Source organism: Paenibacillus taichungensis (assembly GCF_047302525.1).
Taxonomy (GTDB): Bacteria; Bacillota; Bacilli; order Paenibacillales; family Paenibacillaceae; genus Paenibacillus; species Paenibacillus taichungensis_B.
Map to the genome: position 1 here is coordinate 145,539 of NZ_CP168020.1, position 14,105 is coordinate 159,643.

The window sequence follows — 14,105 nt, forward strand, 5'->3', positions numbered from 1 at the left end:
ATGACTACATTGGGCTATAAAAAAACGAAATGATCCATAATATTGTGACAAATACATGAATACCCCGCTATTTACGCAGCTTACGGCCTGCCAGTCCGCTTTCCAATGCATAGCGAGTTAATTGCACACGATTTTCGAGATGCAGTTTCTGTAAAATATTCTTCAAATGATTTTTCACCGTTTGGTCCGAAATGCCAAGTTGGTCGGCAATCTCACGGTTGGTATATCCCGCAGATACCCATTGCAGGATCTCAAGCTCCCGCGTGGTCAGCGGATTATCGGGTACATCTTCAGTGCGAGGTGCAGGGAACTCCTGAAGGATTCGATAGGCAAGTTCCTTGCTCAGGGGTGCATCATCACTGACGATGGCGCGAAGGTATTCAAGCCAGGTGGAGGGAGCTAGATTTTTGAGCAAATACCCTTGAGCCCCCTGCTTCAACGCTTCAAACAGGTACGTGACATCATCCGATACAGTGACCATGACGATAATGACATACGGAAAGCGCAGTTTGATCAGGCGGGTGGCTTCCAGCCCATCCATATCCGGCATCTGCACGTCCATCAGAATAAGATCGGGCATCCATTGCCCGGTAAGCTCCAGTGCCTCAAGTCCAGTAGAAGCGGTACCAATCACTTCAAACAGGCTGTCCTCGGATAAAATACTGCAGATCGCCTCACGCGCATGCGCGTGATCATCGACGACCAATACTCGTACAAGTTCCATATTAAGCATGCCCCTTTCCAATGGTTATTCGTGTGTAACCTGGCCTTGAATCAAGGGCGAAAGACCAGCCCATCTGAGCTGCACGTTCCTTCGTAATTCGCAAGCCGTACCGATCCTTCAGGTGTAGTGGATCCCCGCTCACACCAACACCGTTATCCTGAACGAAGATGGACCAGACAAAAGGAGTCCCCTCTGCAATCACCCGAATATCTGTAGCCCGGGCATGTTTGCGTACGTTAAGCAGTGCTTCCCGAATGCAGGCGTGCAGCTCTACCTGCTCCTTTGAGGAGAAGAAGGTGCTGTCCAGATCCCATTCCAGACGCGCCGAAGGAACCGTCTCCTCTATAAGTAATTCCACCTGTGACAGCAGGGAAGTTCCCTCCGGTACTGCCGCTTGTCCAGGGACGTAGCGGAGTTGGGCGATGGCCTGCCGTACGTAAGCGTTGACCTCATGTACGGTTTTGCGTATTTCCTGAATTTCATGCTCGTGCCCACTTCCAGCCAAACTGCGCTCGACCTTGTCTGTTTTTACCGACAGGAGAAAAAGAGACTGCGAGATGCCATCGTGAAGCTCGCGGGCCAGTTGATCCCGAGCTTCGAGTGCCACTTTGGAAGCACGCTCCTGCTCCAGAGCGGCCCTGGCACTTTCCAGCATATTAAATAAGCGACTTAGCAAGGTGACACTTATGAGGTACAGGATAAGTGGGGTAAGCCAGTTGCCCGCATCCATTGAAAGGTAGGGCATCAGGAATTGGTGACGGATGTATTCCCAGAGACCAACGGTGAATGTGGGGACCAGCAGAATCATCCATTTAATCTGTTTGTATGACATGAATACAGAACTCCTTTGAGATAAGGTCCATTTATATGTATCCGTTTCAAGGGCTGGCACCATTATAACGCATGCTTGCTTCAGACCCTAGTCTGGCTTTCTTCGGGGGAACCTCTGGTGGATAAGGGAGCATTTAGAAGGATATCTAAGAACAACATGGGGTGAAATTATGTCACGCAGGGTGAGCCTTGGTGAGTACAGATGAGCGGGGCTGTATCCATTTTCACTATTGGAGAAGGTCCTCTATACTTATATAGAACAGAAATTCATTACAAAAGATGTTAAGGAGTGAACGCAACAACATGAATCAAGAGGTATTGGAACGTCGCAGCGAGTTGCTCAAGAAGAACATTCATCAAATGCTTCTTCAAGACAATCAGCACGGAATCAGTCGTCAGGATAACATGTTTTTGCAGCAGATGATTAAAGAGCTGCATCAGACTTCATACGAAATGAATACCACTCGATAACGCAGAATCTGCACAAGAAGTGAAGTAGTCTCGTGCATGATTCATTCCATGATGAACATGAAAATGGCGCTATCCCCGATTAGGCCGGGGGTAGCGCTTTTGGCTTTATAAGGGGGAATTCTGCGGGTGTTACACAAGTTGTTGCTGCACCGTTCGTTTCTGAATATATCGGATGAACAGCTCGGCTAGCTCGGGATCAAACTGAGAACCGGAGCACATCTGTAGTTCCTTGATTGCTTCATCGACATTTTTCGTTTCCTGATACGGTCGCTCTGTCGTCATTGCGTCAAAGGAATCGATCACCGTGAGCATCCGGCACAACCGTGGAATCTCACAGCCTTTCAGACCATAAGGGTAGCCTGCCCCGTCATATCGTTCATGATGCAATTCAATATAGGGAATGAGATCGGCAAAACGCTCGTTAGTCATGGCCATCTTTTTGCCCCAGGTAACGTGACCCTTGATCGTTTCCCATTCTTCAGAGGTAAGCTTTTCTTTCTTATTCAGAATGGACCACGGAATTTCGAGCTTTCCGATATCATGAATCAGTGCGCCCAGTACAAAATTCCGCTTCTCCACATTATCGAGTTCTAGCAACTCACTTAAATCGAGAGCATACTTATAAACACGTTTGGAATGTTTGAATGTATCCATATCCTTATATCTGAACAAGTTGAGCTGCTGCTCAATGTCGCGCACATCCTGCACCAGATCAATCTCTTGCTCCATGCCGTCATTGCTGCCGTGGCGATGCACATTGTTTTTGCCCTGCTTTTTGGCATAATACAGCGCTTTATCTGCCTGATCCACAAGTTGTGACTTGTTGTACATATCGACCTCATAACGCGCAACACCTGCGGAGAATGAGAGACAACCGTGCGGAAACACTTCAACTCCTTCAAAAGGTGTGTCATTCAGCTGCTTGCGTAGCTTGTTCATGAACACATAAGCCTCGTCCAGATCCATGCCTGGCATGAGCAGGGTGAACTCTTCTCCGCCATAACGAAAGGCGGTGACCTGAGTGCCTTCCGTCTTCCGACTGAGGAAATCTCCGAGAAGAGCTAGCAGGCTGTCACCCTGGAGATGACCGAAGCGGTCGTTATACTTTTTGAAATCATCAATATCGATGAGTCCCAACGAAAGCGGGGTTCCCTGGGAACGGGCGTTACCAAGCTCGCTCTCCAGCATACTTTCAAAATGACTGTGGTTAAACAAACCTGTGCGTTGATCCGTATTCGCCTTTTCCTCAATACTCTGATACATCACAAACAGCTGTTTGAACGCATGCGATAGCAGAATGCTAAGACTGAGGTAGAGCAGCAGGCCGAGAACGCCGTTATGCACAACGAGAATGGTCAGCACGAGCGCCAAAATTAATGTACATAAATAGACGAGCAGCGATTCGGTAACGAACACACGCTTCATCTGCTGTAATGCATCCTTTGTTGAGAAATGAAAAAACAGGCCAAGCGTGATTGTATTGATGATGAAGTAGGCTGCAAGTGCCGCAAAATAGGGCAGCAAGTTATATCCATCCAGTGCTCCCGGAATTCCTCCAGTCCAAGTGAATACATAAGCAGCTCCAGCAATCATAAGGCTGTAAATGCTGAAATTGACGATATGTTTCCACCAAGTGAGTTTGCGATCCTTGATTAACAGAATGAGGGAAACCGGCAGCAGTACAGACAGACTGAATGCACCACCAAACATGAAGATACAGGCGAGGTACACGGAAGAGTCCATGGATTGCTGATTGCCTTTGGGCGGAATTTGAAACGTGAAGTAATCCAAAATCAGCGCCGCACCGAGCATCGTGTATACCATTACCCATTCGTCAGAGGATAGATGGAGATAAGACCACTTGTTCATATACAGAAAAATACCGATGCCGGTGCAGCTAAGCAACATGACATACATGCTGCTCCGATCTGCTTTATGGATAAGGTTACGAATAAAGTTCATAAAAATTCTCCTGCTTGGTTTAGTCTGCTCTTGATGTGAATATATCGGCTTGTACTATATTGATGTATAACATAACAAGTTACCTCCCAAAAATCCAGAAAGAAAAAACAGGCCGCTGGCAGCCTGTTTGTCTTGGTTGGCGAGTTATGTACTAGCCGCCCAGCTTGTATCCCGAAGTCAATGCAACAACGACAGAAGCTACGATGATTGCGTTGATGACGAGACGGGAATATTTAATGCCTTCGAATTTTTTCATGGAAAAGACCTCCCTTCCTTGGAGTCTGTCCGAATCTCTTCAGGCCTGATGGAATTCACTGGCTGCAAAGCTTCTCCGGTTCGATTCACCATCATGTACTGGATAAACAGGAATATGCCAATGTTCATGACCACATCGCCAATGCTGATCACCTGAGTCCGTGGATAAGGGCTGGACAGCGGAATGATATCACCTAGGAATGAAAGATGTGTGGAAGCATCCATCATATAGTGTTTCGATACCGCTCCGCCTTCGCGCAGCATGTCCACATAATAGGGCCCAAGAACAGCAGAGGCATCCACGGAAACCGGCATACGCCCACCGTTCACTGCCATGACGATGAAATTGAGAAAGACACCGATCCAGATCAGCGTAAAACCCTTGTAATGTCGATTAAGCCACAAAAATGCTAGACCTGTGACGTAAACGGCAGCAAACAGGTATCCATTGATGGATGCAACCCAATCAAGCCTTTCCTGCAGGAAAAAGATGAAGAACTGGGCCAGCAGCAATAGCGGAAAAATCCATCCGCCTCGCAGCTTGAGTGCTGCAAACTGGTGGAGACCATACCGAAATCCTCCCCGGAACAGTCCAACGATCAAGCCGAGCAGAATGCCGTCGTATACCATGATTAACTCCTGTCTTACAGATATGTGTAAACGTGATTGCGTGTTTGTGTACCTATGTTATTCGACCTTTTACTGGTAAATCCTGCAATGGAATATATTTTTTTGAGAAGAAATTTGTAAAAAGATAAACAAAAAACCGTCTCTACGAACCAATGGGTCGAATCCATTGTAAAGTTCGGTAAAGACGGCTTTATATTATGTCAAATTGCGAGGTTTATTGCACATAGCATATGTTCAGTTTATTCCGATTCCCCATTGAGATAATTGAAGAACGGGTGGTCAACCCAGAAGGTGTAACTGGAAATGTCGGCATCAGGGGCCAGCTTGCGGAATCCTTCCTGAATCGCCTTGGAATTTTCCTTAAGGGAGAAGGATTGTGCGTAATAGTTGCCAAGTGAAACTTTATTGTTGGCAATGACCGGATATTCCGCCAGAGCAGTCGGCGAATAATACAGCGGCTGCCACCAGGAAGCATGGATCAAGGCAGAGGTGTCATCGCTATTCTTTTTGGCATACTTCAATATAATGTCGTTGAAGCGGGCTTTGTCCGCTGTGTTATTGAACTCGAACTGAATGTCATATTCTTTGGCGTAGGCGATGTAGTTGCCATTCTCGATCTGGGTTACTTTGTAATCCGGTGTTTCTTTGGGCTCTCCCCATTCCTTCAAATAAATGAAGGCAGATGTCTTCGGCTGGAACTGTACGTCGGCATCGATGCCTTCGCTGCGCAACAGTCCAATTAACTGCACCGCATGTTTAATATCATCATGACCGTAAGTTAAAGTCAGTTCATCGATGAAGTTGGAATCAAAGCGACTATCCTTAAGATTGTAACCTGTGACGAGATCATTCCGTAGAGCTTGATCCACAATGGTCCGAAGTTCCGGTGCTTCTATTAAATCAGCAGTGCGATAGGCAGCGTACAATTTGGAGTAAATGTCAGCGTCGCCGGAACGGCCAATTTCATTTTTATATTTACCCAGACTGGTCAATACCCGTCCAAGCAAAATGTTGGCAAAATCGGAACTCGCTTCGCCACCCTTACGGAGAGCGGGATACAGACTTTGCGGGATCAGACCTGTATCGATGGCAGCGGCCAGTTCCTGTGCGGCTTGTCCCTGAACGAGGCTTGGGCTAATGCCCAGTTTCGCAAGGGCCTTTGCTGTTTTGTCTTCAGGATATGTATAGGCCAGCTCTTTGAATCCGGCTGCTTTGACTGCGATGAAGACAGCGGCATAAGTGCTCAGTTTGTCATTGGCACGCACTTCCGTACCGGATAGGATACCGTTGTTATATAAGGAAACGGCAGCTTTATACGCAGAATCATTCGAGTTCAGATCAGTAAAGGCTGGGGCCTTAACTTCACTGTCACTTGCGTCATCTGTAGCAGGAGCAGCTTGATCGGCTTCAAGAATGGTAGCAATCGCCTTGATGAAGTCACCCTTCGTTAACTGTTTCGGCAATTGGATATTGTATTTGGCTTGCAGGAATTGGGCGTAATCGGCTGCACTCTCGGTATAGACTGAAGGAGCTTGTGCTACCGGTCCTTTAACAGCCTGTGAGGTCGTTTGTCCGGCGGGAGTGGCGGATGCTGCGGATACCGAAGCGGGCAAGCTGAGGCTGCCGAATGTAACCGGAGCGGCGAGCAGAGCGGCCAGTGTGATCTGGGTGATTTTTTTCAAATGAATAGCCTCCTCAAAATAGGGTTGGAAAATAAATAAGATTGCGTTATAATTCTGACAAATCCTATCTGAATATAATAATTGGATTGACTTTAGCATGGAGCAGCTCTGGATGTCAACGGAAAAAACCTTGGTATAGAGGGGCTTCGGAGGCTCTGTGGAAGGTAAATCAACTATTATATTCCATTTAGTGTATACGCTCAAAGATTTATTGACAAGGATCGACAGTATCCGCTAGGATTATAAAAAAAGAATAGTGAAAAGGGGAATTTTCAAAATGAAAAGAGGTTTATCGTTCGTCTTATCGATCATCATGTTGGCTATATTGCTGGCGGCTTGTGGAAATTCTGGTTCCAAAGACGAACAATCGGCCCAAGGTGGCGACAGTGAAAAATCACTGCGCATGGCGCTTGTACTTCCTGAAAAAATCGGGGTAAACCCGTTCTTCGTACAGATGGATGAAGGTTTCAAAAAAGCAGGCGAGGAATTCAAGGTAGATACCAAAACGATTGAATCGACTGACCCGGCTGCATTTGAGCAAAATCTGCGTGCTGCAGTTGCTGAGAACTATGATCTGATTATTACAGCAACCTTCCAGGCAGAAGATGCACTGAAAAAAGTGGCTGCCGAAAATCCGGACAAGTCCTTTGCCATTGTAGACACAACGGTTGATCTGCCTAACGTTCGTAGCGTTGGTTTCCATGAATATGAAGGAGCGTATCTGCTTGGTGCAGCTGCCGGACTGTCTACGAAAACAGATAAAGTCGGTATGATTGCCGCGATGGACGTTCCATTGATCAAGAAATATACAGAAGGCTTCAAAGCCGGTCTGGAATCGGTTAACCCGAATGCGGAATTCCTCGTGAACTACGTTGGTGGATTTAACGACCCGGCCAAAGCAAAAGAGCTTGCGTTGGTGCAATTCGGCAAAGGCGCTGACTTCATTGCTGCAGCATCTGCTGTAGGGGATCTGGGCGTGTTCGAAGCAGCGAAAGAAAAAGGCTTCTATACCGCCGGTCAGGATACGGACCGTACCGTGGAGGATCCGGAACATATCGTATTGTCTCAATTAAAGTCGACCGACACAGTTTCTTACCAGACGGTGAAGGATTTCGTGGAAGGAAACTTCAAGGCGGGCGCAGTGAACTATGGCTTGAAAGAAGATGGTGTAGGCCTGACTTACGTAACACGTGATAGCGAAACTCCATTGAATGCTTTTGTTGGACAAGAGGTTATCGACAAGGTTAAAGCAATCAAGGATGATATCGTATCCGGCAAAATCGTTGTGAAAGATCCATTGCAACAATAGTATTCTTTGTTCCATAGGATTGAGTAATTGAGTTGATCAGCCGGCTGCCCGATCAGGCAGCCGGTTTTGCTGCTATTTAATGCCCGAGACCGAAAGGAGAGAACGCGAGATATGCTGTTGGAGATGGAGCAGATTACGAAGAAATACGGCGGCTTCACCGCTAATCGGGACATCCGTTTTAATTTGCGAGAAGGAGAGATTCATGCCCTCGTGGGTGAGAACGGAGCTGGTAAGACAACCCTGATGCGCATGTTGTATGGAATGGAGCAACCGACATCAGGCACAATCAAAGTTCGTGGACGCGAGGTAAGCTTCGCTACCCCGTCTCAGGCCATGGCAAGCGGTATCGGCATGGTGCATCAGCATTTCATGCTGTTTCCTTCCTTTACGGTTGCCGAGAACATCGTGATCGGGCGTGAACCGTCTGCGGCAGGAGTATTTGACCGCAAACAGGCAGCGGCCCAGGTGAATGAGTTGGGCAGAACGTATGGCATGCCAGTTGATCCGTGGAAAAAAGTATTTGAATGCCCTTTGGGCATGCAGCAGCGTGTTGAAATTCTCAAGGTGCTGCATCAGGGCGCAGATATCATTATATTGGATGAACCATCAGCGGTACTGACACCGCTGGAAGTGAAAGAACTGCTCGCGAATATGAAATCCCTTGCCAAGTTGGGCAAAACCTTTGTATTGATCACGCACAAGCTGCAGGAAGTCATGGATGTAGCAGACCGGATCACGGTTCTTCGTGATGGTCAGGTGACAGGTACATTGGAAGCAAAAGACACGAATGTAGAGGAACTGTCCCGCCTGATGGTAGGTCGTGAGCTGGTTCGCATGGACAAGCAGCCATCCGTTCCGGGAGAAGCTGTGCTTCAGGTGGAAGCGGTAAATCTGACAGGGGCAGAGGGTCGTTCTGCACTCAAGAATATCCATTTGCAAGTTCGGAAAGGCGAGGTCGTTGGAATCGCGGGTATTTCCGGAAACGGCCAATCTGAACTGATCCAGATCATTGCGGGTCTGCACAAGGCAGATAGCGGCCGCGTCCTGCTGTCAGGGCAGGATACAACCAATTGGCCAGTGCGGCGCATTCGGGAGCATGGACTTGCCCATATCCCGGAAGACCGCTATATGTGGGGAGCGGCGAAGGATGCGAGCGTTCGTGAAAATGGACTGATGGGTCATCATCACCGGCTTCAATCACGCGGTATCATTAAAGCGAAGGCAGCACGGACGATGGTGGAGAACTGGATCAAGCAGTTCAGCATCAAAACGGGTTCTGCGGAAACGAAGGCACAGTTCCTTTCCGGAGGAAACTTGCAGAAGCTGATTGCAGCGCGTGAATTTGCCCAGGATACGCCATTTTTGATTGCGGCTGAACCTACGCGGGGTGTAGACATCGGAGCGATGGAGACCATCCACGCTGAATTGCTGCGCAAACGGAATGAGGGTGCGGGTATTCTACTCGTTTCCTCCGAATTGTCCGAGATTTTGCAATTATCTGATCGGATCATTGTCATGTATGAAGGCGGAATTGCCGGGGAACTGAAGGCAGATGAAGCAACAGAAGAACAGATCAGCTTGTTGATGGCAGGAGGGAAAGAGCGGATATGAATCGGGTAAAAGAAACACTTCGCGGACTCATACAGCCGCTGCTTGCCGTATTCATCGGTTTGCTGGCAGGTGCTGTAGCCATTCTGATCGTTGGCGGGTCCGTGGTGGATACGTATGCGGAGATGTGGAAAGGGGCCTTCGGCAACTTCTACTTCTTCACTAACACACTGGCACGTTCGACGCCAATTATTCTTGCGGGGCTGGGCGTAGCACTGGCGTTCCGCGCCGGATTTTTTAACATGGGTGCAGAAGGACAAATGGTTCTGGGCGGACTTAGTGCAGCGCTGACGGCGCTCTACCTGCCGGGTCCAGGCTGGTTTGTCTGTATTGCAGCCATTGTGGCGGGGATCATCGCCGGTGGAGTCTGGTCGCTGTTTGCAGGTTGGCTGGATGCTCGCTTTGGCATGAATCTGTTGATCACGACGCTGTTGCTCAACTATATTGCGATTTATTTTGGAGGATACATGGTATCCTATCCGTTTAAAGACCGCACCGGATCGGCGGCGATGGCCCAGACGCCAATGATTGATCAGAGTGTCTGGCTGCCGAAGCTGTTCCAGGGCATGGGCTTGCATGCTGGATTCATCATTGCCATCGTAGCGGCCATTCTCATCTATTGGTTCACACACAAGACGGTAACCGGTTATGAGATCCGCATGTTGGGTAGCAATCCTTCGTTTGCAACGTATGGTGGCGTGCGCCGCATTCGCATGATGATGCTTTCCATGATCATCAGTGGTGGACTTGCAGGCCTTGCAGGTGCAGGGGAAGTGTTGGGCACACAGTACCGTTTCCTTGATGGGTCGTTGTCATCGGCAAGTTATGCATGGAGCGGCATTATGGCGACATTGCTCGCCCGCTCGCATCCGCTAGGAACAGCTGTGGCGGCAATCCTGCTTGCAGCGTTGCAGACAGGTGCCATGGGGATGGAACGGAATACGGATGTGCCGCTGGAAGTCGGCAGTGTCATCCAAGCGGTATTGACGTTATTTGTATCGGCTCAGATCGGATATTCATTCCTGAAGCGGAGAAAGGAGAAGAAGTCCAATGCAACAACTGTTTGATGCAGCCATGTTTGGCTCTACTCTGCGGATTATGACGCCGATCCTGCTTGCAGCGCTCGGTGGGGCTTTATGCTCTCGTGTCGGTCTGTTCAACGTGGGTCTGGAAGGACTCGTATTGATCGGTGCTTTCTCCGCTATTGTGGGTAACTATCTGTTCGGCAATGTACTGTTGGCCGTGATATTCTCGATTGTTATCGTCATGTTGTTCTCTGCGCTATTTGCCTTTATCAGTATTAATCTGAAGGCCAACGCCATTGTGGTCGGGATCTCGCTTAATTTTCTGGCGACAGGACTGACGACTTTTGCGCTGCGTGCGATTTTTGATGTAAAAGGTGCTTACTACGACAAGGATATGGTGGGACTCCCCAAATGGGACATCCCTCTTATTAAGGACATTCCGTGGGTAGGCGATGTCATCTCAGGGCATAGCCCGCTCGTATATCTTGGGATTATTATCGTAATTGCCTTGCAGTTTTATCTGTTCAAAAGTGTCTCCGGTTTCCGTCTTCGTTCGGTTGGCGAGAATCCAGTTGCAGCACAAAGTATCGGCATCAAGGTGCGCGGCATTCAATATGGTGCAGTTCTGATGTGCGGCGTATTATGCGCTCTGGCGGGTGCACAGCTATCGCTCGGTCAGGTTACGATGTTTACCGAGGGCATGACCGCAGGCCGTGGCTTCATCGCATTGGTAGCAACCATGTTGGGTCAAGCGAATCCGCTTGGCGTTATGGGGTCCAGTGTGCTGTTCGGGTTCATGGAAGCACTTAGTATCCGATTGCAGGGCTTTGCGCTGCCAACTCACTTTACCATGATGCTGCCGTATATTGTGACACTGGTGGCGATGTTCTTCTTCAAGGACCGTACTTATGCACAAGACGCACTAAAAGCGGGCGGGAGCTCGCGTTAAATCCTGAATGTTATGCTTGAAGCATATAAAGAAGGAGGAATCACGCTTGCATAATAAGGCTGAACGTCTGAAAAAAACGAAAAGCCCGGCACCCAAAGCGGGTGCTGAGCACGGAGACCGACTGCCGCCGGGGCAGGTACTGACCGAGAAATTCCCGATTCTGCATGAAGGTGAAGTGCCAGAATACGACCTTTCCACCTGGGATTTGAAGGTATTCGGTGAGGTTGAAGAGGAGAAGGTGTTCTCCTTCGCCGAGCTTCAGGCGATGCCTCAAGTGAACACGGTGAGTGACATTCATTGCGTAACTCGCTGGTCGAAGTTTGATACACCATGGGAAGGTATCAGGTTCTCGGATTTCATTAAGCTTCTGGGCGTCAAACCGGAAGCGAAATACGTCATGATCCACGCGGATCATGATTACGAGACGAATGTTCCGCTCGAAGAATTGATGCATGACGATGTATTGCTTGCTTTTAAATTTAACGGTGAGCCGCTCACACCGAAGCACGGTTATCCATTGCGCTTGGTTGTTCCACAACTTTACTTCTGGAAGAGCGCGAAGTGGATACGAGGTCTGGAATTCATGAAAGAAGATCGCAATGGCTTCTGGGAAGTCAATGGTTTCCATCATTTTGCCGATCCATTCAAGGAGCAACGCTTCTCTGGTGAAGATATTCCGATTCCGGAAGACGAATGGACGAAGAAGGAGTTTGATTAAGATGTTGATGCCTATTTTGCAGATTCATTCCGAAGATATGCCTGCATATGCCATTGTCTGTGGTGATCCGGCACGTGCGGAGAAGATTTCCCGCAAGCTGGAGCAGGCGAGAGAACTGGCGTTCAGCCGGGAGTATCGCACGTTTGTAGGATTGTATGAAGGTGTACAAATGGCCGTAGTCAGCCATGGCGTAGGTTCACCCGGAGCTGCCGTCTGCTTCGAAGAACTGATCCGGGCAGGGGTAACGACCCTGATTCGTGTAGGTACAGCGGGCTCGTATACCGCGGATTACCCAGCGGGCAGTGTAATCGTCAGCACGGCCGCTGTTCGTACGGACGGGCTGACACGTCAGCTGGTACCGGATGGTTTCCCTGCGGTAGCGGACCTTGGCGTTACGCAAGCGTTAATCGAGGCGACTGATGAGCATGCAAGTGGAGCGGATGCTTCAAGTGCGGGTAAAGTTGGCGTAGGCATTACCGTTACGCTGGATGCTTTCTTCACAGGGGTCGAAGAGATTCCTCACCGCAAGTACAAGCAGGCGGGTGCTCTTGCTGCTGAGATGGAAATTGCCGCGCTTTACATCGTCAGCACACTGCGCGGCGCTCGTGCCGGAGCTATTGTCGCTATCGACGGTTTCGCAGACAGCGACCTGGCTGCCGAGTATGATCCGCACACAAATGCGGTAGCTGATGCAGTTGAGCGTGAGATCGAAGCGGCACTGCGCGCACTGGCTGCACTCGCTCGCCAGGACCAGGCGTAAAGCTGAGATCATCAGGGCATTTTATGGTGCTGCGGATAAAAAGCAAAACAGGTGAATGATGTCCATCTGAGGTGGACTATATAAAGGGGCGTCCCATAAGGTCATGAACATGACTTGGGGACGCCCTTTTGAGTTTGCGATAGGAGCGACTGCGCTACATTGGAAGGTGTAATCGATTCGTTAGCGTTGTCCAAACAATTGCTGCGCCGTCTCAATAAATAACCGGGATGCGGGAGAAGCATCGACAAGTGAAGGAACGGCAATCTCAATATTGCGGTAGGCTTTCGGCTCTGTGTGGAGTGCTTTGACACCCGGAGGCAGCCAGGATAGAGAGATTGCAGGCAGCATGGCGGTTCCGAGTCCCTGCTCAATCATGCTAAGGCAAGTGTTTACGTTATACACGACAAATCCGAAATGTAATTCTGCATGTGCTCGATTGAACAGATCAACAATCGGTACCTCATAGCCCCCTTTGCAGATAATCATGGGGTGTTTGTCCAGCATTTGTACGGGCAGAATTTCCTGATTCGCAAAAGGTTCATCGTCCCGAAACACCGCGAGCATCTCCTCGCTATAGAGCGGAAGTGTCTCATAAGCCATATCTATTGGCGCTTTGTCTGTTGCAATAATGAGAGCCACATCAATAGCCCGTGAGCTTAGCCACTCCTGAATTTCAAGGATATTCCCCTCGTGCAGCTCAAACTGAATCTGAGGGTAGCGATCCCGAATGGAGCGGATGATTTTCGGCAACAGATGGGCAGATGACATGGGGAAAGAGCCAATACGAATCGTACCAATCTCCAACCCTTTTTCGGCGGCAACGACCTGCTGTACCTTATCAAATTGCTGTAAAATTCGGCGGAAAATGACCAAAATTCGCTGTCCCACATCCGTAAGCACGATGCCGTTCCTACGATCTCGTATGATTAGAGTGACATCCAGTTCATTCTCCAGCGAAGAGATGGCCCTACTGACTGCGGGCTGGGTCATATTCAGTTCCTGACCTGCACGGGTGAAACTTCCTGTCTCTGCAATTTTCACGAATAACTGCAACTGTGAGTTGTTCATAACAAATATGGTATGCTCCTTATGATTAACATGCATTTCAATTATTTCAATCACTATTGTATCATGGAGACACGGAACGATCAAAGAATGGATGTAAAACGGGTCTGGATCGA

The 14,105-nt window shown here is 48.9% G+C and carries 13 protein-coding genes; 7 read left to right on the top strand and 6 right to left on the bottom strand.

Translation table 11 applies throughout. The annotated features are described in order from the left end of the window. Positions 1-67: 67 nt before the first annotated feature. Complete coding sequence (locus tag ACDJ58_RS00840; protein ID WP_413374716.1) at positions 68-724, bottom strand: response regulator; 657 nt, start codon at positions 722-724, stop codon at positions 68-70. Position 725: 1 nt separating this feature from the next. Next, positions 726-1,556, bottom strand: a complete 831-nt coding sequence (locus ACDJ58_RS00845; protein ID WP_413374718.1) for a sensor histidine kinase — start codon at positions 1,554-1,556, stop codon at positions 726-728. Positions 1,557-1,858: 302 nt separating this feature from the next. On the opposite strand from ACDJ58_RS00845, the gene ACDJ58_RS00850 reads away from it, so the two are divergent. Further along, on the top strand, positions 1,859-2,026 hold the full coding sequence (locus ACDJ58_RS00850; RefSeq protein ID WP_413374720.1) for a hypothetical protein: 168 nt from the start codon (positions 1,859-1,861) through the stop codon (positions 2,024-2,026). Positions 2,027-2,155: 129 nt separating this feature from the next. Here the strand turns inward: ACDJ58_RS00850 and ACDJ58_RS00855 are convergent, their stop codons facing one another. The 3 genes from ACDJ58_RS00855 to ACDJ58_RS00865 form a co-directional block, all read right to left on the bottom strand. Further along, positions 2,156-3,988: a diguanylate cyclase gene (locus ACDJ58_RS00855; protein WP_413374722.1), complete on the bottom strand. Its 1,833-nt coding sequence runs from the start codon at positions 3,986-3,988 to the stop codon at positions 2,156-2,158. A gap of 252 nt (positions 3,989-4,240) precedes the next feature. Then, a complete protein-coding gene (locus tag ACDJ58_RS00860; RefSeq protein ID WP_413374724.1) occupies positions 4,241-4,873 on the bottom strand; it encodes a DUF5317 domain-containing protein in 633 nt (210 codons plus the stop codon). 239 nt (positions 4,874-5,112) lie between these two features. Beyond that, a complete protein-coding gene (locus tag ACDJ58_RS00865; RefSeq protein ID WP_413374726.1) occupies positions 5,113-6,555 on the bottom strand; it encodes a hypothetical protein in 1,443 nt (480 codons plus the stop codon). Between the two features lie 277 nt (positions 6,556-6,832). On the opposite strand from ACDJ58_RS00865, the gene ACDJ58_RS00870 reads away from it, so the two are divergent. The 6 genes from ACDJ58_RS00870 to ACDJ58_RS00895 all read left to right on the top strand — a co-directional run bounded on the left by ACDJ58_RS00870 (position 6,833) and on the right by ACDJ58_RS00895 (position 12,924). Beyond that, a complete protein-coding gene (locus ACDJ58_RS00870) occupies positions 6,833-7,864 on the top strand; it encodes a BMP family lipoprotein (protein ID WP_413374728.1) in 1,032 nt (343 codons plus the stop codon). Positions 7,865-7,975: 111 nt separating this feature from the next. Then, entirely contained in the window at positions 7,976-9,475 is a 1,500-nt protein-coding gene (locus ACDJ58_RS00875) for an ABC transporter ATP-binding protein (protein ID WP_413374730.1), read from the top strand. Further along, positions 9,472-10,539 carry an ABC transporter permease gene (locus ACDJ58_RS00880; protein ID WP_063566254.1) on the top strand — a complete coding sequence of 356 codons (1,068 nt, stop codon included), beginning with the start codon at positions 9,472-9,474 and terminating at the stop codon, positions 10,537-10,539. The genes ACDJ58_RS00875 and ACDJ58_RS00880 overlap by 4 nt, the downstream gene beginning before the upstream one ends. Further along, the gene (locus tag ACDJ58_RS00885; protein ID WP_024632282.1) at positions 10,523-11,446 is read left to right on the top strand and encodes an ABC transporter permease; all 924 of its coding nucleotides are present in this window, start codon (positions 10,523-10,525) and stop codon (positions 11,444-11,446) included. The genes ACDJ58_RS00880 and ACDJ58_RS00885 overlap by 17 nt, the downstream gene beginning before the upstream one ends. A 46-nt stretch (positions 11,447-11,492) precedes the next feature. After that, positions 11,493-12,164: a sulfite oxidase-like oxidoreductase gene (locus ACDJ58_RS00890; RefSeq protein ID WP_053779836.1), complete on the top strand. Its 672-nt coding sequence runs from the start codon at positions 11,493-11,495 to the stop codon at positions 12,162-12,164. A 1-nt stretch (position 12,165) separates the two neighbouring features. Next, positions 12,166-12,924, top strand: coding sequence for a nucleoside phosphorylase (locus ACDJ58_RS00895; RefSeq protein ID WP_413374733.1), 759 nt, complete (start codon positions 12,166-12,168; stop codon positions 12,922-12,924). A 180-nt stretch (positions 12,925-13,104) separates the two neighbouring features. Here the strand turns inward: ACDJ58_RS00895 and ACDJ58_RS00900 are convergent, their stop codons facing one another. Beyond that, positions 13,105-13,992: a LysR family transcriptional regulator gene (locus tag ACDJ58_RS00900; RefSeq protein ID WP_413374735.1), complete on the bottom strand. Its 888-nt coding sequence runs from the start codon at positions 13,990-13,992 to the stop codon at positions 13,105-13,107. Positions 13,993-14,105: the final 113 nt, after the last annotated feature.